Consider the following 20,049-nt stretch of genomic DNA (forward strand, 5'->3'; position numbering starts at 1 on the left):
AGCGGATGAGTTGGGCGATCGCCTCGTCGCCGTTCACGTGCGCGATCACCTGCCAGCCGTGCGCGAAGCCCGCCCGGACCTGGTCGAGGGCGACCGCCCGGGACGATGTCCTCCTCGGCCTCCCCGGAGTCCAGGAAGCGAAAGGTGAAGAAGGGCCGCGCGGCCACGTCGTAGGTCAGATGCCCCTCCGCCGTGAAGGCGGCCTGCAACACGTCGTGCTCGGCCGCCTCGGCCACCAACGCCGCCCGCTGCTCATCCCTCAGCCCGTCGAAGGCGCCTCGGACGGTGATCCGAAAAGTACGTTCACTCATACGCAAACCCTAGTCACCACCTCAACCCGAATACCGAGCCGCGAGGAGCCCGCAGCGCGCACCGGCGAGGAAGCGCGGACACGGGCGGGGGGATACGGACGCGAGGCGGGGGCGCAGGGGCGCGCCGACACGGGGACGCGCGGACGCCGAGGTGGGGTGGTCAGCTTTCCTTGGTCCAGGAGCCCAGGACCATGAGGGTTTTGGTACCGGTGACGTTGCCGCTGCGGCGGAGGTGGTCGATCACCTGTTGGAGGTGGGTGATGTCGCGGACGCGGACGTGGATGAGCGCGTCGGGGTCGCCCGCGATCGTGTAGACCGCCTGCACCTCGGGCGTGTCCGTGGCGGTGCGGACGATCTCGCCGACCGGCATGCTGCCCGGATAACGCAGTTCGGTGAACGCCTCGACGCCCCAGCCCAGTTTGGCGTGATCGATCTGGACGGTGAAGCCGGTGATCACACCCTCCTCGCGCAGTCGATCCACCCGGCGCTTGACCGCCGCGACGGACAGGCCGATCCGGCCCGCCATCTCGGAGAAGGTCCGCCGTCCGTCCTCACGCAACATGCGCAGGATGGTGTGGTCGATGCTGTCGATCTCGGCCATGCTCGGCGCTCCCCTCCTCGGCGCTGCCACGCAAATACCAGGCCAGGAACCTGACCGGCAGGCAAGAATCTTGCGGCCTGGGAGCGATCCGCCGCAAGTTGCTTGCGCCCATGTTCCGAGCGTTCGAGCCGGCGCCGATCGCCGCGAGTGCCCGTGGGGGAAGGCCTTCGGCCCGATACGCTTCCGCCGAGATCCCGGGCGCGGCGCTGCCAGGACGCGTCGAACGGATCGGGAGGAGCTGGGCCATGGGTAGCGTACAGGGCCTGGCCCACCTCCTCGCGGACATCGTCACGGACGGCTCCTCGCTCGGTTTCGTGGCACCCTTCGACGCGACCGCGGCGGCGAGTTGGTGGCGCGGACGGGAGTCGGCGGTCGCCGACGGCAGTCTGAGCGTCTGGATCGCCCGAGGCGCGGACGGCATCGCCGGCACCGTGAGCCTGGCCCTGGAGCACAAGCCGAACGGCCGGCACCGCGCCGAAGTGGTCAAGCTCATGGTGCACCGCGACGCCCGCGGCCACGGCCTGGGCCGTACCCTGCTCGCCACCGCCGAACGGGCCGCCGCCCGGGCGGGCGCCACCCTCCTGCTGCTCGATACCGAGACCGAGAGCACCGCGGACCACCTCTACCGCGCGGCCGGCTGGATCCGATACGGCGTGGTCCCCCGATACGCGGCCGACCCCGCCGGCGCACTCCGAGACTGCAGCTTCTACTACAAGCAACTGGCCTGAATCGCCCACCGATCCGCCGCTGTCCCCCTGGGCTTGTCTTCAATGCGGCAGGCACCACACCGGGGCGGGGGCTGGCACCAACCCGGAGTCTGGGGGTCGCCGGATATTGCCGGGGGCCGAACTTCCCTACCTTCGAGGGGAATCAGTCATCCGAGCGAAACAGGGGACGATCACCGTGGACCGCAGGAGAAACCGCAGGTTGGCCAGGGCCGCCGCATGTGCCGGCCTCGCACTCGGCGCCGTGGGACTGTGCACCGCTCCGGCCCTGGCGGACAGTCGACCGGCGCCCCGATCCGCCTCGAATCCGACCGCCGCGCCGCTGCCCACGTTCGACTTCACCGACTGCCCCGCGCTGCCGGCGAACGCGAACCCGGACAAGTGGCGCTGCGAAGTGCATGTCTCCACCGGCGAGATGCGGCTGGGTGGACTCACCGTCCCACTCCGCCCGATGACCATCACCCACGCCGAGGGGCCACTGCCCGACGGCTCGACCGGGCAGGTTTTCGGCGCGATGCACGCGACACCGAGCCCGGCGACCGGCGGCCTGCTCGGCATCCCCGGACTGCCCGAGCAGGCTCCCGCATTGGGCGTGAACGTCGAGACCAGGTACGGCGGTTGGTTCGACTTCCTCTCCCACGGCACCGCCGCCGGCGGCCTGGACGTGACCCTCGCGCTGAGCGGTCCGCTGTTGCCGCAGGGCTGCTCGATCGGCACCGCCGAGCACCCGATCCGACTCACCATGATGCGCAAAGGCCCCAACGAGTGGGTGTCCAAGGAGCCGCCCATCCTCAAGGGCACGTTGTGGGACAACACCGTCGCGATCCCCGCCGCCACGAACTGCGGCCCACTGGGCCCGATCCTCAACCACCGCAACCGACTGCCCTCGCCCGGCGGCGCGAACTCGGTCACCCTGGACGGCCTGTACACGTTCAAGACCTACACCCAGTTGGGCCGCTGAGCGCACCCGACACCCCGCCGGGTCGAAGCGGCCGAGCCATCCTCCGGCGCGGCCGGATGCGGACCGGGGCCGGGCCCGGGTCCGATCCCGCGCACCGCACAGGTCACCGGGGAACTCGATGACCGACGTGGGCACTACGAGCAACTCACCTACGCATTCCAGTCCTTGGGGTGCAGGGTGAACTTCGCCGCCCTGCACGACCCCGATCGAGGACAGCACCCACATCCACCCGCCACCTGACGCAAAACCCGCCCCGGACGACCCCGCCGTCCGGGGCGGAGTCGTTTCGTGCCGCCTCGATGTGCCCCGTCCGCGCGATCACGCTCGACGCGCAGGCACCGCGAGGCGCACCGTGATCGGTATCGGCACGGCGACCACGGGCGCGGGTTCAGTCGGACGCGCTTGCCGCCCGGCGCAACAGTTGCTCCAGGCTGGTCAGCGCCGGGTCGGTGTCGGTGTCCGCGCGCCGCGAGATGGCGATGTCGACGGTGGGCGCGGCGGGCAGGCCGTGCGACGCGGACAGCCGTGCCGCGCCCGGGGGCAGGTTGGCCGCCGGCAGCGCGCCGACCCCGATCCCGGCTGAGATCGCCGCCTGGACGGCGTGCACGCTGGTGCTCTGGAACGCGACCCGCCAGTGGCGACCGTGCCGATCGAGCGCGTCCAGGGCCGGCTGCCGCCACTGGCACGGCTGGGAGAACAGCACCAGCGGCAGCGGATCGGCGAGCGGATCCAGCCCCGGCGCGGCGGCCCACACCAGCGGCACCCGGCGTTCCCAGCGCAGCGCGGCACCGGACATCACGATCGGATCGCCGAACACCAGGTCCAACCGCCCCTGGTCGGAGAGCCGGCGCAGCTCGATCGCCGGGCCGATCACCACCTCCAGCTCGATCCGCGGATGCAGCACCGCGAAGTCGGCCAGGACGGCGGGCAGCGTGGTGATCGCGAGGTCTTCGAGCAGCCCGATGGCCCGTCGCCCGGCGGGCCCCTCGTCGCCGCCCTCGACCGCCGTACGGGCCTGGTCGTGCAGCGCCAGCATGCGTTCCGCGTAGGCCAGCAGCCGCTCGCCCGGTTCGGTGAGCCGGGTCCCGTGCGCACCACGGACCAGGAGGCGCCCGCCCGCCGCCTGTTCCAGGCGTTGCAGGCGCTGGCTCACCGCGGGTTGGCTCAGCCGCAGGGCGGTGGCGGCACCGGTGATGTCGCCACATTCGGCGCCCGGTTCGCCTACGTGTTGGACGCGCGCGCGCCGGAGGGTCGGCACTGGAACAACGACGGCGTCCTGGAGGACGTCGCCACCGGCAGTGCGGCCGGATGTGTCGCGGCCTACCTGCTGCGCCACGGCCGGACCCACGCCGGAGCGGAACTCACGCTGTCCCAGGGCCGGTTCGTCGGCCGACCCAGCACCCTGACGATCGCCGCGCACGGCGCTCCCGAGGACGTGGAGCGAGTCGTCGTCGGCGGCGCGGTCTCGATGGTGGGCATCGGAACCCTGCACGCCCTGCCGCCGGGCCGGCCCGAATGAGCGGGCCGGGCACGGAATCCGAACCGAGGATCTTCGACGCCGACCCGATCCGCCGTGCGATCGGCTTCGAGGATCTGATCGAGCCGGTGGCCCGAGCCCTCGCCGACTTCGGCACCGGGCTCGGCGAAGCACCCATCTCGGTCTTCGCGCCCGCCGGCGACGAAGGCGACGTACACGTGAAGTCGGCCTGGTTGCCCGGTCGTTCGATCTTCACCGTCAAGGTGGGCACGTGGTTCACGGCCCGGGCGAGGAACGGGCGGTCGGCCGCCGACGGATACGTCGTGGTGCACGACGCGACCACCGGCGAGCCGATCGCCCTACTGCGCGACGAGCATCACCTCACCGACGTCCGCACCGCCGCCGCCGGCGCCCTGGCCACCCGACTACTGGCCCGCGCCGACGCGACCGTACTGGCGGTGCTGGGCACCGGCACCCAGGCATACCTCCAATCCCTCGCCGCGGGCGCCGTACGACCGATCGACACGGTGCTGGTCCGGGGCCGAAATCCCGCCTCGGCCCGACGACTTCAAAACGCGCTCGCAGCCGCCCGACCAAACTGGGCGGTATCCGTCGTGGCCGATGCCGAACGGGCGGTCCGTGCGGCCGACGTGATCGTCACCGCGACCGCCGGCAGGGAACCGGTCGTGGCGGGCCCGTGGTTGCGGCCGGGCCAACACGTCACCGCGATCGGCGCGGACGATCCCGGCAAGGCCGAACTCGACCCGGACTGCTTCCGCCGGGCCGACCTGGTCGTGGTCGACAGCCGCATCGAGGCGGGCAGGTTCGCCGGCGACCTGCGCGCGGCCCTCGACGCGGGCGCGATCACCGCGGCCGAGGTGGAGACCGAACTGGGCGATCTCGTGCTCGGCAGCCGACCCGGCCGCCCAGCCCGCGAGGACATCACCATCGCCAAACTGATCGGCCTGGGCGCCCAGGACCTCGCCGCCGCCGAAACAGCCCTGCACCGGCTCCGAGCAGCACCCACGCCCCACCGACCAACTCCGGCATCCGCCCTGGACCTGACCGACGCCGCGGACCCGGTGCGGCGGCGCTGATCCGCGACGCCTCGCGCACGGCCCGGGTCTGCTCGGCACCTATCCGAGATCGGGTTGCACACGCGCACCCGGTGCGGCCCCGGCGTCCCGCACAACCCGACACACCACGCTCAGCGAAAGAGCTCGATGTTCTCGTCGAGGAAGGCCTCCAAGGTGCGAGGCGGCCTGCCGAGCAGGCGCGCGACCGTGTCGGTGGGCTCCTCCGGCCGGTTCACCGCCAGTTGCTGGATCTCCACCACGTGGGCGGCGAGCCAGTCCGGCAGCCCGCCGCGTTCGATCAGGTTGTGCCGCATGGCCTCGGGCGACAGGTCGATGTAGCGGATCGGTCGGCCGAGGACGCGCCCCAGCAGCTCGACGAGTTGCGGGTAGCTGAAGGTTCGACTCCCGGTGAGCGTGTACGTGCGCCCCCCGAGTTCCGGTCTGATCAGCACCTCGGCGGCCACGTCGCCGATGTCGCGGCAGTCGACGTAGTTGCACGCCGCGTTCCCCATGGTCCCGTGTACGACGCCCTGCGCGATCGTCGGTGCGAGCGTCGCCAACTTCTGCATGAACGCGTACGGGCGCAGCACCGTGTGCGGCAGACCGCTGTCTCGGAGGGTCTGCTCGATGGCGTGGTGCCATCGGGAGACCGCGACCGGGGAGTCCGCCGTCGCGGCCGGGGCGGAGAGTTTGACGACGTGTTCGATGCCGACGGCCGCGGCCACACGGATGGCGCGCGTCTCCTGTTCCTGCTGCGCGGGGCTGTTGGCCATCGCGAGAAACAGTCGGCGGGCGCCGTGGAAGGCATCGTGCAGCGACGACGGGTCGTCCGCGTCGGCGGCCCGGACGTCGACCAGTCGACGCGCCGCGTCGTCCAGACCGGCCCGCAGCCGTTCGGGGTCGCGGCCGAGCGCCCGGCTCGGTATGCCCAGGGTGACGAGGCGGTGCAGGAGGGCACTTCCGGTGGCGCCGGTGGCGCCCATGACGACGATCATGTGTGTCCTGTCTTTCCGGTGAGGGGTGGTACGGCCGGATCCGGCCGCTCGGTCGATCCGGTCTATGCGGTCGGTCGGTCGATCCGGCCTATGCGGTCGGTCGCCGATCCCGCATCGCCCCGCGCCAGCGCCAGGTGACGATGGTGGTGGCCAGGGCCGCCGAAAGCGGCAGATCCAGGCGTAGGCGGTCGGGCCACGAGCCGTGGTGCGGGATGATGCGTTCGGGTACGTGGCCGGCGACGAACCAGCCGACCAGGGCCGCCAGTGCGGTAACCGCGGTCGCCAGCACCAGGGGCGGGACCACTCGCGGCGTCGAGGTCAGCCATGTGCGTCGAACACCGACCCGGCGCAGCCGGCCGCCGACGAGCGCGGCCACGATCGCCGAGGTGCCCGCGATCGAAGTGCAGGCCGCGACGACCAGATCCGGCTGCCCGCCGACCACGCCGCCGGCGCCGGCCATGAGGGCGGGAGCCAGGTACGCCACGAGCACCTCGCGCCACAGCGTGAACGGCGTCGGACCGGAGTCCCCGGCGGACGAACGGCCTTGTCCCATGCGGTTGTCGGCCTCCATTTTCGTCATATAGTTAGCTCCCTAATTATATGGTCGAGCGAATCCGACTCGGCAGCCCGCACAAACGCGACGGGCCGCCGAGACGGCGATGGAACGGATGGTGTGGTGCTACTCCTCGCGCGCCGAACGCTCACGCGTCAGCGCCGGGATCCCGCGGACGAGCCGGCCGAGAAGATTCAGGAAGACGGTGCGCTCCTCGGGATCGAGCGCGCCCACCATCTCCTGCAACCGGCCGAAGTGCTCCGGGGCCAACTCGCGCATCCTGCGCGCACCCCGGGCGGTCAGCACCACCACGGCCGAGCGGCCGTCCTCGGCGGACGGTCGGCGAAGCACCAGACCCTCCCGCTCCAAGCCGCCGATCAGTCCCGTCACGGTGGCCCGGGACACACCGAGGACGTCCGCCAGCCCCGAAGGGGACATCTCCCCGTCGGCGTCCTCCAACGCGGCCAGCAACCGGTAGCGCCCGGCGGACAGACCAAACCGGGAGAAGTGCACCTCGACCGCCTGGCCGAGCCGCGCGCCGGCCGCCATCAGCCGCACCGCGACCAACACGGCCTGCGGGTCGACATCGAGCCCATAGCGCCGGATCTGATACGCCGCCTGGTCGAGCGTGGGGGTGTCCTCAGGCATCGGTTCGCGTTCCACGACATTTAGTATGGCCCCTAATCACTTCATCGGTCAACACACTGGTCAACACACTGGTCAACACACTGGTCAACACACCGAGCACCAAGCGGACCACGCTCCAAGTCGCTTCCATGTGTCTTCCAGGACTCCCCGGCGAGAGTTCTCCCAGGACGACGAAGACCGCCTCCCGGGCCGACGGTTCGCTCACGAATCGCTCGACCCGGACCACCGCCTCACGGGGAGACCAGCATGAACGTCAAGAACCTCACCACCGCCCTGGCCGCGCTCGGCGGCCTGTTCATCATCTACATCGGAGTCGCCTTCCTGATCGCCCCGCAGTCGAGCGCGTCCGGGTTCGGGCTGCCGAGTTGGCCCGAGCACGAGGGCACCGCGTTCCTGGCCGTCAAGGGCGTGCGGGACATCGGCACCGGGCTGATCATCTTCGCGCTCCTGCCGACCGGCCACCGGCGGGCGCTGGGGTGGGCAATGCTGGCCATCTCCTTCGTGCCCGCCGGCGACATGGTGATCGTGCTGAGCAACGAGGGCTCGGCCGGCAAGGCCTTCGGCATCCACGGCCTCACCGCCGTCCTGGTCGCGCTGACCGCCGGCCTGCTGCTGCGCGAGCGTCCGGCGGCCCCGGCTTCGGCGACCGCGCCCGCCGCCGTGACCCGGGTCCCCGCCCCGGCCGCGCGTTGACCCACTCCGTCGCCGCCCCGCCCTCGATCCGCTCAGTCGGCGGGGGCCAGGCGGCCGGTTCCCATCGGCAACCACGTGAGCCCGAAGTCGTCGTCGGCCCCGCCGCGCACGCTGATCCCGACGAGCGTGCTGCGGCTGATCGTGCAGATCTGTGCGTACTCCGCAGTGCCCACACCGATCGTGGCCGGCGCCGCGCCGGCCTTCGCCCGCACGTGACCGACCAGGATCCCGTCCGAGCCGGCCTGGCCCTCGCGCGAGGCCTGTACAACGGCCCGGGCCCGTGACGAATCGCCGTTCCACCCGGAACGAAACGCCGCCGTGTGGGCAGTCGACCACGGCCCACCGGGTCCGCCGACCCGCCATGTGCAAGCCGCGCCATCGCAGGCGTCTCCTCATCGGGCAGAAAATCCTACGCACTGCAAGAGGAACCGGGCCGAGACTCCGGCCGTCGACGCCGACCAACCTTATCCATCACTCACCCAATGTGATCAGCCTGTTACCATACGAATACCCGGGGGTCTGTCGCACGCCATCCACCCAGAGGAGCCAGGCCGCATGCACGCCACCAAGGGCGATCGCCTTCTCATTCACGGCCGAGTCGTCGGCCGTCACGACCACTTCGTGGAGATCATCGAAGTGCTGGGCCCCGACGGCACACCCCCGTATCGGGTGCGGGCCGCCGACGGCCACGAAACGATCATGTCGCCGGGCCCGGACTCGGTGGTCGAGCACCGCAACGCCGCCGACTCCGAGTAGCGCACCCCGGCAGCCGGCCCGCGAGCGACGCACTCGCCCGCACTTCTCCCGAGGAGCCCTCGTGACCAGCCCCGTCCCGCCGCCGGCGTTCGAGTTCGGTACGGACGGGCCGCGGGCCGTGCCGGTCGGCGTCGACGGCTCCCGAACCTCGCTCCGCGCCGCCGACTACGCCCTGGGCCAGGCCCGGCGCGGCGGCGCGGAGCCGACCGGCGCCTCCGAACACTTCGATCACCGGCTCATCGGCTCCCTCGCAATCCGCCTGGTGCGCTCGGCCCGCCGGCCGGTCAGGGTCATCCCCCGAGCGGTCATCTCCTGAGCACATCACCCGCGCCGCCGATCGCCGCCCCAATTCCCTGGACAGCCCGCGCCCGCCCTGCAAAATGTATGTCGAGTGAAACATATTCATGCATCGATGGGCTTCGAACATCTCCTCCGAGGTCTTCGACGGCCTGGCATCCCTGTGACCGGTCGAATCACTCGTACGGAGCAGGAAGGGCGACACCCCGGGCCCCGGGTCGCGCACTTGCGGGCCCGGTGCGGGGTCCCGGAGTCAGACTGGACACGTCACGACAACACATGTCATCAGGGTCGAAAACGGCCCGACGAAGGAGCGACGTGCTCAGCACCGACTTTGTGAAGGGTTCGCCGAACTGGCTGGATCTCGGCAGCCCCGACACCACCGCGGCGGCCGCCTTCTACCGCGCCGTCTTCGACTGGGACTTCCAATCCGCCGGACCCGACGCGGGCGGCTACGGGCTCTTCCAACAGGAGGGCATGACCATCGCCGGGCTCGGTCCACTCACCGAGGAGGGCGCCTCCTCCGCCTGGACGGTGTACTTCGAGACGCCCGACGCCGACGCCACCGCCGCAGCCGTCAAGAAGGGCGGTGGCACGGTCCGGGTCGAGCCGTTCGACGTCATGGAGATGGGCCGGATGTCGCCGCTGACCGACCCGGCCGGCGCCGATTTCGCCATCTGGCAGCCCGGTACCTTCCAGGGCTCGGAGCTGCTGGGCGAGCCCACCTCGCCGGCCTGGGTCGAGCTGCACGGCGCCGATCTCGCCACGGCGCTCTCCTTCTACGGAGGGTTGTTCGGTTGGCGTTCGCAGGAGTTCGAGATGCCCGGGATGACCTACACCGTGCTGTCCACGGCCGAGGGCAACCCCCAGGACACCTCCTTCGGCGGCATCGTTCCGGACTCGCACGGCCAGGACCCGCACTGGATCGCGTACTTCGAGGTCGCCGACCCCGACGACGTCGTGGAGCGGGCCCGGCACAACGGGGGTTCGGTGCTCATGCCCGCCGCCGACGTCCCGGAGGTCGGTCGCCTCGCCTGGCTGGCCGACCCGTTCGGCGCTCCCTTCGCCATCATCCGGAGCGCACCCCAGCCCCAGTAGTCGCCCATCGACGACACCCGGGCGGCCGGTCGTGCCGGATCCCGCCCGGCGAACGCGCGTCGCGCCGACGACGAAGCGGCCCGTGCACGGTGATGGGCGTCCCGGGAGCCGGCGGCTCCACGGCGCCCATCACGTCCGTTCGGGCGGCTTCACCTGTTCGGCGGGTGCGAAGCGACACGTCGCCGCCTTCCTCGCGATCATGGACGCACCAATGAGCAACCTGGCACCGCAACGTGGGGTCGGGGCGGCGATCCGGTCGGCGGCCCGGCAGGTCTGGCTGCCCGTGGGCATTCTCGTCGTCGTCACGGCAGTGGATCTGGTGACCGGATCCTCGACGGCCTACTACCCGTTCCTCCTCCTGGCGCCGACCCTGGCCGCCGCCACCGCGCCACCCCTGGCGATCCTCGTCATCGGCGGCGTCTCGCTACCGCTGCGCTACTGGCTGGCCTCGCGGGACGGATATCTGGGTGCCGAGTACACCGACCTCTTCCGTGTCAGCACCTGGATGTACGTCATGGCGACGGGGCTGGCCATGTACCTGTCCGCCGCCCGCATCCGCCGCGAACGGGCCCTGGTCGCCGTCTCCGAGGTGGCCGTCGCCGCGCAGCGGGCGATCCTGTTGCCGCCGAGCGACAAGCTCGGCGGCCTGCGCCTGGCCGTGCGCTACTTCGCGGTGGCCGAGGAGGCCGAGCTCGGCGGCGATCTCTACATCGCGCTGGACACGCCGTTCGGGGTGCGGCTGATCATCGGCGATGTGCTCGGCAAGGGCCTGGGTGCGGTCCGGACGGCCGCGATCACGATCGGCGCGTTTCGCGAGGCCGCCTACGACGAACCCGAACTGAGCACCGTGGCGCGCCGCGTCGACACCAGCGTGACCAGGAACGCGCCCGCGGACCGGTTCGTCACCGCACTCCTGGTCGAGGTCCGTCCCGAACACGTGGCCTTCACCCATCGCGGGCACGAGGAGCCGGTGGCGATTCGCGCGGACGGTGCCGTCCACGTGCTCGAACCTCCCGAACCCGGCCTGCCGTTGGGCCTGGGCGAACTGGATCCGGAGCCGCCCCGACCCTGGGTGGTGCCGTTCGGCGAGGGCGATCTGCTGCTGCTGCTGACCGACGGGTTCGCGGACGCGCGGGACGCGGGCGGCCGGCACTATCCGCTGGTCGACCGGATCCGGGCACTGTTCGGCGAGGGCCGGCCGACCGTGCCGGATCCGGTCGTGGCGGTGGAACGGTTGGGCGACGACCTGGTGCGGCACGTCGGTCTGTTGCGGCTCGCCGACGACGCGCTGGTCCTGGCGCTCGCCCGCGCCCCCGACCCGCCGAAGTCCCCTCCCGCGTCCTGATCCCGACGCGGCGGGTCGACCGGCGCGATCGGCGGCACCGGATCCGGTCGGCGTTTCCCCGATTGGCGTGCCCGGCAACGCCGTTCGGCCGACGGGCCGGCGGCGGGCTACTCCTCGATCGCGCCGCCGGTGCTGCGCAGGTGCCGGCGGAACGTGTACGACGGGTCGCTCGCGCGACGGGCCAGGTAGTCGTCGAAGGTGGTCTGTCGACGCAGCGTCTCGCCGGCCCGGATCCGGCGGGCCTGTTCGCGCTCGGTGTCGCGGATGCCATGGGCCGTCGCGAGCACCTCGTCGGCCCGGTCGACGGCGAGGAACAGCACGCCGTCCTCGTCGCCGAAGACGAGGTCGTCGGTGCTCACCAGGTGCGGCCCGAACCGGGCGGTGGTCAGCGCCTCGGACTCGCGTTCGTCCAGCCGCATCGGGCCGGGCGGGAAACTGCCGTAACTGAACACCGGCAGGCCGATCTCCACCAGTTCCGGTGTATCGCGGTGCAACCCCCACACCACCAGGGCCGCCACCCCGGCCGCCTCGGCCTCCAGGACCGCCAGATCGCCGATGCACGCCTCGTCGGTACGGCCGCCGTTGTCGATCACCAACACGTCGTCCGGCTCGGCCGCACCGAACGCCTCCAGGAACACGTCCACGCTGCCGTAGTGCCGAACCGGCAACACCCGACCGGCGATGCGCTGCCCGGGCAGCACGGAACCGATCCCCGGCGGCGCGACCCGAAGCGGCACACCTTGGCGCACACACGCGTCCGCGACGAGCGGCGTGGAGAGTTCGGCGAAGGTCTTCAACATGGCGTCCTCCGTGGCTCGACGTCGTCCCGAAGGACGCGCGCAAATGCGGCGAGACAGCCCTGCGATGCTATCCACGCCCGGTTCGACGCGTCGACGCCTCGGGTCGACCGGGCGCGTCGACTCACGGCGCCGCATCGGGGCTCGGGCCGCGCCGCGGCTCGGCGACCGTGATCCGGGCCGTGCCCGCGTCCAGGTCGATCCCGGTGCGCCGGGGTGCGCCGTCCTGCTCGTCGTCGCGCAGCACCGGTTCGACGCGACGCTGCTCCAGTTGCGCACGCTTGCTCGGGTACAACAGCCGTCGAATCCGCCGGCGCCGCGACGTGTCGGGACGCACCCGACCCGCGCGGCGCCGGGGCTCACAACGGCTGCACCAGGCGGCTCTCGTACGCGACCACCACCGCCTGGACCCGGTCGCGGACGCCGAGTTTGGCCAACACCCGGCTCACGTGTGTCTTGATCGTGGCGTCCGACAGGTGCAGCCGGGCGGCGATCTCCGCGTTGGACAGGCCACGCGCGACCTCGATCAGCACGCCGCGCTCGCGCTCGGTCAACTGGGCGAGCCGCGGGTCCTCCGCGCCGGGCGTGACGTCGTGGTGCGGCAGGCGGTGCGCGAAGGTCTCCAGCAGGCGGCGGGTGATCCGCGGGGCGACCACCGCGTCCCCCGCCGCCACCGAGCGGATCGCGCCCAGGAGTTCGGCGGGCAGCGCGTTCTTGAGCAGGAAGCCGGAGGCGCCCGCGCGCAGCCCGGCGAACGCGTACTCGTCCAGGTCGAACGTGGTCAGGATGAGCACCTTGGTCTGCGGGCAGCGCTCGCTGATCAGCCGGGTCGCCTCGATGCCGTCCATGCCGGGCATCCGCACGTCCATCAACACCACGTCCGGGCGCAGCCGCTCGGCCAGCCGGACGGCCTCCTCGCCGCAGTCGGCCTCGCCGGCCAGGGTCATGTCGTCCTGGGCGTCCAGAACCATCGTGAACGCCATCCGCAACAGCGGCTGGTCGTCCACCACCAACACGTCGATGGCCACGTCAGGATCCTCCCGGATCGATCAGGTGCAACAGCGCCGACACTCGCCAGCCGCCGCCGGGCAACGGCCCGGCCTCCACGTCGCCACCGTAGACGGCGGCCCGTTCCCGCATGCCGGCAAGCCCCCGCCCACCGCGCGGTTCGTCCCGCTCGCCGATGCCGATCGGGCGCGGGCGGCCGTCGTCGACCACGCTCAGTTCCAATCGATCGGTCGAACTGCGGACCCTGATCCGCGCCTTCGCTCCGGGCTGCGCGTGCTTGAGGGTGTTGGTCAGCGCCTCCTGGGCGAGTCGGTACACCGCCAACTGCGCACCGGGCGGCACGTTCCGGGTGTCGCCCTGCACGGTGAGCGTGGTCGGCAGGCCCGCCGCGCGCACCTGCTCGGCGAGCGCGCCCAGCCGGGCCAGGTCCGGCTGCGGGTGCCGGGCGGCATCGGGTTCGTCCTCGTGCAACACGCCCAGGAAGCGGCGCATCTCGGTGAGCGCCTGCCGGCCCGTGCCGGAGACCTGTTCCATCGCCGCGGCGGAGCGCTCCGGTTTGCTGTGCACCGTCATCGTGGCGGCGTCCGCGAGAGCCACCATCACCGACAGGTTGTGCGTGACGATGTCGTGCATCTCCCGGGCGATCCGCGAGCGTTCGGCCGCCACCGCGAGCTCGGCCTGCTGTTGCTGCTCGCGTTCCAGGCGCTGGGCGCGCTCCTCCAAGGCGGCCAGGTAGCGCCGCCGGGTGCGCAGGTTGGCGCCGAGCACGGCCGCGGTCAGGGCCATCGCGCTGAGTCCGACGAACGCGCCGAACCGGAATCCGTCGGCGGTCCAGCGCACGATGGCCAGCACGACGCCCACCTCGACCACGGCGAGCGCGTACACCGTCCGGCGCCGGTCGCAGCTCGCGGCCACGGTGTACAACGCGATCAGCAGACTCGCGTCCGCGCCGGTGCGCGCGTCGGCCACCCATTGCACGAGGGCCACGATGGAGATCACCGCGAACACCGCGACCGGGGCCCGCCGGCGTAGCGCGAGCGGCAGCGTCAGGGCCACCCCGAACATCGCCCAGCCGGACAGCCGCAGCAGGTTCCCGGCCTCGAAGAGCAGCAGCAGGGCCGCCGTGAGGGTGGTGTCGGCCCAGATCGGATGTCGGCGGGCGAAGGTCACCACACGTGCCGGTACGACGGCGAGCCCGTGCTCGCCGCCATACCGCCGAAGCAGCGTGTTCACGCGTCGCGCCTTCGGAGCAACACCGCCGCCACCGCGAGCGTCGCCGCGGTGTACAGCACGAACACCGTGATGCCGGCTCCCGGGGACAGTGCGCCCTCTTCCGGATGCCACCGGGTGAGCGCCTGGCCGGCTTCGCTGGGCAGGTACTTGGTGATGCGGTCCTGCCAGTCGGACGGCAGCGCGCGGACCACCTCGGGCAGTACCAGCAGCAGCCCGAACACGATCGCGATGCCGCCGGCGGCGTTGCGCACGATCGCGCCGATGCCGATCGCCAGGATGCCGGTGACGGCGAGGTAGACCGCGACGCCCACGACCACGCGGGGCACGCCCGGATCACCGAGCGAGACGTCGATGTGCTCCTTGGCCAATACCGCCTGCCCGCTCAGGAACGCGACCAGGCAGGTGCCGAGCATCAGGACGAAGGTGACCGTCCCGAACACCACGGTCTTGGCCCACAGGACCGGCAGCCGGTGCGGCACCGCGGCCATGGTGGCCCGGATCGAGCCGGTGGCGTACTCGCCGCTGACCACCAGGACACCGAGCACGCCGATGGCCTGTTGGGCCAGGTAGAGCCCGGCCAGGCTCGCGTTCGGCGGGGACAGCCGTGCCTTCTCCGCGGCGCTCATGTTCGGCCAGCGGTCGACCGTGCCCACGCAGACCAGCAGACCCAGCGCGATCACCAGAAAGACCGCGGTGACCAGCACCCAGAAGGTCGAGCGCAGGCTGCGCAGCTTGATCCACTCGGCGTTGAGCACCCGTACGAAGGTGACTCGGCCGCGGCCGGCGGCCCGGGAGACGAACCTGGGACCGGCGCCGGTGGTGACGATGCCGGCCGACATCAGGCGACCCCGCCGTCTCGCCGGCGAGCGGCGCCGGCCGTCCGGGCGGGTCCGGGCGCGCCTTCGGACACTCGATACTCGACCGCGTCGCGGGTCGATTCCATGAACGCCTCCTCCAGCGAAGCCTGCTGCGGGACCAGTTCGAACAGGGTGATGCCGTGTGCGGACGCGAGTCGGCCGATGTCGTCGCTGGACACCCCGCTGACCTCCAGGACGTCCCGCTCGCTGCCGGTAACCCGCACCTCGGGGCCGAACAGCAGCGCGCGCAGCCGATCGGCGTCCGGTGTGCGGACCCGGACCTGATCGGGTGCGGCGTTGTGGATGAAGTCCGCGACCGAGGTGTCGGCGATCAACCGGCCCCGACCGACCACGATCAGGTGCTCCGCGGTCAGCGCCATCTCGCTCATCAGGTGCGAGGACAGGAAGACCGTGCGGCCCTCGGCGGCGAGCGACTTGAGCAGCGTCCGGATCCACAGCACGCCCTCGGGGTCGAGCCCGTTGACCGGCTCGTCCAGCACCAGCGTGGCAGGGTCGCCAAGCAGCGCGGTCGCGAGGCCGAGCCGCTGGCCCATGCCCAGCGAGAAGCCGCCGACCCGTTTGCGGGCCACCTCGTCCAGGCCGACCATCTCGATCACCTCACGCACTCGACGAGCCCGGATTCCGGTGGTGGCGGCCATCGACAGCAGGTGGTTGTACGCGGAGCGCCCGGTGTGCACCGCCTTCGCCTCCAACAGCGCGCCGACCTCGTGCAGCGGCGCGGGGTGGTCGGCGTAGCGGCGGCCGTTGACGGTGACCGTGCCGGAAGTGGGGTGATCCAGACCCAGAATCATCCGCATGGTGGTGGACTTGCCCGCCCCATTGGGGCCCAGGAAGCCGGTGACGATGCCGGGGCGGACGGTGAAGGTCAGCCCTTCGACGGCGGTCTTGGGCCCGTAACGCTTGGTGAGTGCGTCGGCTTTGATCATCGCTGCCGTCTCCCTGGCTCCGGTGCTTCGGCGCCTCCGGACGGAGGGCCCCGGGCGGGTGCCCGATCCGCCCTCAACGCTAGCCGGCGGTTGATGCCCCGACGATCGCCGCGCGGGCGAACCTCACGACGACGTTCGTGCACCCCGAGGGTGAACGGGTACGCCGCTGGGATGACGCGGGGTGAGGGCGGTCGGGGCGGGCGTGTCCTTCGGTTCAGCCCGCGATGGTGAGTTGCATCAGGGCCTTGGCGGTGTGCATGCGGTTCTCGGATTGGTCGAAGACGCGGCTTCGGGGGACCGACGTCGCGCAGGGACAGCAGGCTCCGGCCTTGGAGGGTGGAATACCCCATGGGTCGACCTCGATTCGAAGGCTCGGCGGTGCTTCGGAAGCTCCCCGATACTGCTTGGCAGCACCGGAACCGCGAAGTGTGGACCCTCGCCCCCTCGTTCCGGCATCCGTGGATGGCTCCCGGTGTACTGCGAGGGACGTGCGTGTGCGGCCCACCCCTGCCCAACCGGATCCATGCCGGATCCATGCCGGATCCATCGGATGCGTCGGGCCCCGGCGGGTGGCGCCGCCGGGGCCCTGGATCGACTCGCCTCCCCCCGAGGTTTGTCGATCAGATCCGCTGCCACAGAGCCGGCACGTTGGGCGGCTCCCAGCCCGGTTGTGCCGTGTGGCCCTGTAGGCAGCGGTAGTTCTGGCTGCCGTAGCTTGCCGTGGCTCCGGCCGCGTAGTTGGTGCCCACGCGCCAGGTGCCGCCCGGTGGGTCGGTGGGCGGTTGGCTCGTCGGCGGCGTGGTCGTCGGCGGGACACCGTTGATGTTCAGCACGAAGTCGAAGGAGGCTTCCCTGCCGTTGCCCACGGTGCGAACCGTCATCAGCAGCCGGGGGTCGAAGATGGTGTCGGTGTTGTTGCGCGGCTCACCCGGGAAGTACGTCTGCGTGGTGAGGATGCCGCGGTTGGGCGCCTGCACCTTCATGTGCAGGTGGCGGGTGCGGCCCGGGTACAGGCCGGGCACGATCGTGGTGAGCTTGTAGGCGCCCTGGGCGTTGGTGTACTGGTGGCCTCGGAAGGTGTATCCGACGTTGTCGTAGTTGCCGTTGGTGTCCGCCTGCCAGAAATCCAGCAGCACGTTGGCCAGCGGCTGGCACTGCCGACCGAACACGTACCCCGACACGGTGAGCGGGGTGCCCGGCCCGGTGAGCACCGAGCGCTCGGGCGAATTGGGCTTGAAGTACGGGCCCTCGGTCTGGTCGATCGTCGGCTCGTCGCCGTCGTGGCAGAACGGCGTCGGCTCCAGGGTGTTGCCCTGGTCGCGCTGCGCCCGGGCCAGGGCAGGCACACCGCCGATGAGCAACGGCAGCGGTGCGGCCACCAGGGCCGCCTTGAGCAGGTTCTTGCGGGTGATACCGCGCCGGACGGGCTCGTCCTGATCGGTGTCGTCGGTGTCCACAGCGACCTCTTCTCGGCGAGGGGACGGGTGAGCGGGTCGAGGCGAATCGATCCAGCCCACTCGCGATTGGTCTGAACCTATGCGCGGCCATCGGGTGCGTCGATGGACAAAGCACGGCCCTCGTGGTGCTTCGCGTTGATCTCCCGGCGGTACTCGCCGGGCGTGCTCCCGGTCTCCCGACGAAAGAACCGACAGAAGTACGCGGGGTCCGCGAAACCCACCCGATCGGCTACCTGGCGCACCGTCAGATCACTGCCCGCGAGCAGTCGTTTGGCCTCGACCACCTGGGTCTGGCGGATGATCCGGCCGGGCGTGCGCCCGGTGGCGCTCTTCACCGCGTGGTTGAGATGCCCCACCGAGACGCCCAGTTGGGCCGCGTACGCACCGACCGTACGCTCCAAGGGATCCGGGTCCACCGGCCCGTCCAGGAGCCGGGCGAAGCGCTGCGCGATGACGGCGGTGGGGCCCGCGTCCGGTTCCGGCTCGGCGTCCGGACCGTCCAGGGCCGCGAGTCGGGTGGCACGCAGAAGCAGCACATGCAGGTAGGCCTGTAGAATCGGGATGAACCCCTCGCCCTGCTCGGCGTATTCGCGGCGCATCTCCGCCACCACCCCGGCCAGCCCCGGCGCCGCGTCGGACGTGGGCCGCAGCCTCGGATACCCGGCCAGTTCGCGGAAGGTGGCCCGATCCTCGGGGTGGGCGAGCAGGAAGTCGTCGTTGAACAGAACGACCCAGCCGGTGAGTCCTTGCATACGATGCCAGAAGTGCACCTGACCCGGCGTGACGAAGAACAGGTGTGGCGGATCGACCGTTCTCGGCGCCAGGTCGACCACGTGTGTGCCGCGCCCGCCGGTCACGAAGGCGATCTCGTAGAAGGTGTGCCGATGTGGGAAGTCGGCTCGGGACATCGATCCGATCGTGTCGAACGACCCGATCGCGAACGGCAGGATGCTCGGCGCGGGTACCTCCAGCCGATGCAGCGGAACCGTCGGTCGAAGCTGGGTGGGCGAACTCATCGGTTCCTCCCGACCTGTCCGTCGGACCTGCCCGGCCTGCCGTCGCTGCGGAAATCCCTTGTCATGTCGGCCCCCTGGCGGTTCTCGGACGATGCGGCCGGCGCTCGATCAGCGGTCACGCCAGGCCATTCGACACCCGGCGTCCGCGAGTTCGCACACTCCGTCACGAACTGGCAAACGAAGACGCATCCGGCCGCAGGCGCAAGCGAAGCCAGACCCACGCCGGAGGCGTCGGCACGTTCGCCGCACCGCCGATCAGCCGATCGGAGCGTCCGCGGGCGGCGGGCGGGCGAGTTCTGCGGGTGCGGCCCGAATCGCACCGACGCGGCGGGCCGTACGGTGCGAGCGTGCCGGTGACCGGACGTCGGCTCGCGGTGGGGTCGCGAGTCGACGCCCGGCGTTCCTGGGCGATCGACAAGGTCTTCGGGGTCGGCCGCGCGGATGGGGTCGGATCCGCGCGGCCCGCCCGGCGGCCCGGTCTCAGCTGATCGCGGCGATGTCCGCGCCGAAGGTGGACTGGGAGATCGGCATCCCGGTGTCTCCGGACCAGTACGGCGTACAGGACCCCTTGCTCGGGGTCTGGATGAAGGCCATGGTCAGGTACTTGGCGCCGGATTGCGCGGACAGCGTCGCCGGGCTCTCCCCGGTCCATGCCTCGAAGTAGGGCGCGAACACATGGGCCGGCATCGGGGTGCCGGCGGCCTGCGTGAGGGTAGCGGTCGGAGCCGCCTCCGGGGCGGCCCGCGCCGCGCCGCCGGCGGACAACACGAGCCCCAACGACGCGGCCGCGGTGGTCAGCACGGTCGCCAGGGTACGGAGCGGACTTGGTCGTCGCATGGGTGCTCCCGCAGTCGATGAGACGGGAAGGGGGTGGGGCGGCCGGTGGTGCGGGACGGTGGTGTGCCCATCGCGCCGCGACGAAAGGGCTGCGGCGGAGTGGCGAGCGGCGGAGCGGCCGGGCAGTGTGTGGCCCACCTCCGGCCCGGCGGCGGTCGTTGGGTTGGTCGGGCCCGTCGGCTTCGTCCGGACCGGAGGTGGCATCTGTGGGGCGTCGGGCGCGTGGTCAGCGCCGCGCGTGGGCCTCTCGGCGCCGGTTGGTCAACAGCACGGCGCCGCCGCCGAGGATGATCAGCGCGCCCGCGCCCGCCGCGCCGACGCCGGCCGCGCGCGGGACGCCGGCGGGGCCGGTGTCCGGTAC

At 71.5% G+C, this 20,049-nt stretch carries 24 protein-coding genes and 1 pseudogene; 9 read left to right on the top strand and 16 right to left on the bottom strand.

Annotated features, from left to right (window positions below; all coding sequences use genetic code 11):
* Both ABZS54_RS34890 and ABZS54_RS34895 read right to left on the bottom strand, forming a co-directional pair.
* Nucleotides 1-311 (bottom strand): DUF6204 family protein (locus ABZS54_RS34890; RefSeq protein ID WP_355545527.1); only part of this gene is annotated, 311 nt, incomplete at its 3' end.
* Between the two features lie 160 nt (nt 312-471).
* On the bottom strand, nt 472-912 hold the full coding sequence (locus tag ABZS54_RS34895; RefSeq protein WP_355545530.1) for an Lrp/AsnC family transcriptional regulator: 441 nt from the start codon (nt 910-912) through the stop codon (nt 472-474).
* Nucleotides 913-1,157: 245 nt separating this feature from the next.
* On the opposite strand from ABZS54_RS34895, the gene ABZS54_RS34900 reads away from it, so the two are divergent.
* Nucleotides 1,158-1,640, top strand: coding sequence for a GNAT family N-acetyltransferase (locus ABZS54_RS34900; RefSeq protein ID WP_355545533.1), 483 nt, complete (start codon nt 1,158-1,160; stop codon nt 1,638-1,640).
* Between the two features lie 175 nt (nt 1,641-1,815).
* Nucleotides 1,816-2,598 (top strand): hypothetical protein, encoded by a 783-nt coding sequence (locus ABZS54_RS34905; protein WP_355545536.1) that lies wholly within the window; start codon nt 1,816-1,818, stop codon nt 2,596-2,598.
* A gap of 388 nt (nt 2,599-2,986) precedes the next feature.
* On the opposite strand, the gene ABZS54_RS34910 is transcribed toward ABZS54_RS34905, so the two are convergent.
* Complete coding sequence (locus ABZS54_RS34910) at nt 2,987-3,751, bottom strand: LysR substrate-binding domain-containing protein (protein ID WP_355545538.1); 765 nt, start codon at nt 3,749-3,751, stop codon at nt 2,987-2,989.
* 6 nt (nt 3,752-3,757) lie between these two features.
* Here ABZS54_RS34910 and ABZS54_RS34915 point away from each other — a divergent pair, with 6 nt between their 5' ends.
* Nucleotides 3,758-4,117 carry a PhzF family phenazine biosynthesis protein gene (locus ABZS54_RS34915; RefSeq protein WP_355545541.1) on the top strand — a complete coding sequence of 120 codons (360 nt, stop codon included), beginning with the start codon at nt 3,758-3,760 and terminating at the stop codon, nt 4,115-4,117.
* On the top strand, nt 4,114-5,172 hold the full coding sequence (locus tag ABZS54_RS34920) for an ornithine cyclodeaminase family protein (RefSeq protein ID WP_355545543.1): 1,059 nt from the start codon (nt 4,114-4,116) through the stop codon (nt 5,170-5,172). Before ABZS54_RS34915 ends, ABZS54_RS34920 begins: the two co-directional genes overlap by 4 nt.
* Nucleotides 5,173-5,282: 110 nt before the next feature.
* Here the strand turns inward: ABZS54_RS34920 and ABZS54_RS34925 are convergent, their stop codons facing one another.
* From ABZS54_RS34925 to ABZS54_RS34935, 3 genes are all read right to left on the bottom strand, one after another.
* Entirely contained in the window at nt 5,283-6,146 is an 864-nt protein-coding gene (locus ABZS54_RS34925; RefSeq protein WP_355545545.1) for an SDR family oxidoreductase, read from the bottom strand.
* A gap of 88 nt (nt 6,147-6,234) precedes the next feature.
* Complete coding sequence (locus ABZS54_RS34930; protein WP_355545547.1) at nt 6,235-6,726, bottom strand: hypothetical protein; 492 nt, start codon at nt 6,724-6,726, stop codon at nt 6,235-6,237.
* A gap of 99 nt (nt 6,727-6,825) precedes the next feature.
* The gene (locus ABZS54_RS34935; protein WP_355545583.1) at nt 6,826-7,347 is read right to left on the bottom strand and encodes a MarR family transcriptional regulator; all 522 of its coding nucleotides are present in this window, start codon (nt 7,345-7,347) and stop codon (nt 6,826-6,828) included.
* 246 nt (nt 7,348-7,593) lie between these two features.
* On the opposite strand from ABZS54_RS34935, the gene ABZS54_RS34940 reads away from it, so the two are divergent.
* Nucleotides 7,594-8,040 (top strand): DUF4267 domain-containing protein, encoded by a 447-nt coding sequence (locus ABZS54_RS34940; protein WP_355545550.1) that lies wholly within the window; start codon nt 7,594-7,596, stop codon nt 8,038-8,040.
* A gap of 32 nt (nt 8,041-8,072) precedes the next feature.
* Here ABZS54_RS34940 and ABZS54_RS34945 read toward each other — a convergent pair whose 3' ends face one another.
* Nucleotides 8,073-8,252: a hypothetical protein gene (locus tag ABZS54_RS34945; protein WP_355545553.1), complete on the bottom strand. Its 180-nt coding sequence runs from the start codon at nt 8,250-8,252 to the stop codon at nt 8,073-8,075.
* 343 nt (nt 8,253-8,595) lie between these two features.
* Here ABZS54_RS34945 and ABZS54_RS34950 point away from each other — a divergent pair, with 343 nt between their 5' ends.
* The 4 genes from ABZS54_RS34950 to ABZS54_RS34965 all read left to right on the top strand — a co-directional run bounded on the left by ABZS54_RS34950 (nt 8,596) and on the right by ABZS54_RS34965 (nt 11,536).
* A complete protein-coding gene (locus tag ABZS54_RS34950) occupies nt 8,596-8,796 on the top strand; it encodes a DUF1918 domain-containing protein (protein WP_355545556.1) in 201 nt (66 codons plus the stop codon).
* 61 nt (nt 8,797-8,857) lie between these two features.
* Complete coding sequence (locus ABZS54_RS34955; protein WP_355545559.1) at nt 8,858-9,112, top strand: hypothetical protein; 255 nt, start codon at nt 8,858-8,860, stop codon at nt 9,110-9,112.
* Between the two features lie 299 nt (nt 9,113-9,411).
* Nucleotides 9,412-10,191, top strand: a complete 780-nt coding sequence (locus ABZS54_RS34960; protein ID WP_355545561.1) for a VOC family protein — start codon at nt 9,412-9,414, stop codon at nt 10,189-10,191.
* 211 nt (nt 10,192-10,402) lie between these two features.
* Nucleotides 10,403-11,536, top strand: coding sequence for a PP2C family protein-serine/threonine phosphatase (locus ABZS54_RS34965; protein WP_355545564.1), 1,134 nt, complete (start codon nt 10,403-10,405; stop codon nt 11,534-11,536).
* A 107-nt stretch (nt 11,537-11,643) separates the two neighbouring features.
* On the opposite strand, the gene ABZS54_RS34970 is transcribed toward ABZS54_RS34965, so the two are convergent.
* From ABZS54_RS34970 to ABZS54_RS35010, 9 genes and pseudogenes are all read right to left on the bottom strand, one after another.
* Entirely contained in the window at nt 11,644-12,336 is a 693-nt protein-coding gene (locus ABZS54_RS34970; RefSeq protein ID WP_355545566.1) for an RraA family protein, read from the bottom strand.
* 121 nt (nt 12,337-12,457) lie between these two features.
* Nucleotides 12,458-12,628, bottom strand: coding sequence for a DUF6191 domain-containing protein (locus tag ABZS54_RS34975; RefSeq protein ID WP_355545569.1), 171 nt, complete (start codon nt 12,626-12,628; stop codon nt 12,458-12,460).
* A gap of 64 nt (nt 12,629-12,692) precedes the next feature.
* Complete coding sequence (locus tag ABZS54_RS34980) at nt 12,693-13,361, bottom strand: response regulator transcription factor (RefSeq protein WP_355545571.1); 669 nt, start codon at nt 13,359-13,361, stop codon at nt 12,693-12,695.
* A 1-nt stretch (nt 13,362) separates the two neighbouring features.
* Nucleotides 13,363-14,574: a histidine kinase gene (locus ABZS54_RS34985; protein ID WP_355545573.1), complete on the bottom strand. Its 1,212-nt coding sequence runs from the start codon at nt 14,572-14,574 to the stop codon at nt 13,363-13,365.
* On the bottom strand, nt 14,571-15,413 hold the full coding sequence (locus ABZS54_RS34990; RefSeq protein ID WP_355545575.1) for an ABC transporter permease: 843 nt from the start codon (nt 15,411-15,413) through the stop codon (nt 14,571-14,573). Before ABZS54_RS34990 ends, ABZS54_RS34985 begins: the two co-directional genes overlap by 4 nt.
* Nucleotides 15,413-16,378 (bottom strand): ATP-binding cassette domain-containing protein, encoded by a 966-nt coding sequence (locus tag ABZS54_RS34995; protein ID WP_355545577.1) that lies wholly within the window; start codon nt 16,376-16,378, stop codon nt 15,413-15,415. The genes ABZS54_RS34990 and ABZS54_RS34995 overlap by 1 nt, the downstream gene beginning before the upstream one ends.
* Nucleotides 16,379-16,998: 620 nt before the next feature.
* Entirely contained in the window at nt 16,999-17,835 is an 837-nt protein-coding gene (locus ABZS54_RS35000; RefSeq protein ID WP_355545579.1) for a carbohydrate-binding protein, read from the bottom strand.
* A gap of 77 nt (nt 17,836-17,912) precedes the next feature.
* On the bottom strand, nt 17,913-18,851 hold the full coding sequence (locus ABZS54_RS35005; protein ID WP_355545581.1) for an AraC family transcriptional regulator: 939 nt from the start codon (nt 18,849-18,851) through the stop codon (nt 17,913-17,915).
* 495 nt (nt 18,852-19,346) lie between these two features.
* A pseudogene (locus tag ABZS54_RS35010) lies at nt 19,347-19,688 on the bottom strand (hypothetical protein); the annotation flags it as partial.
* Nucleotides 19,689-20,049 lie beyond the last annotated feature (361 nt).

It is taken from the genome of Embleya sp. NPDC005575 (genome assembly GCF_040605455.1).
Lineage (GTDB): Bacteria > Actinomycetota > Actinomycetes > Streptomycetales > Streptomycetaceae > Embleya.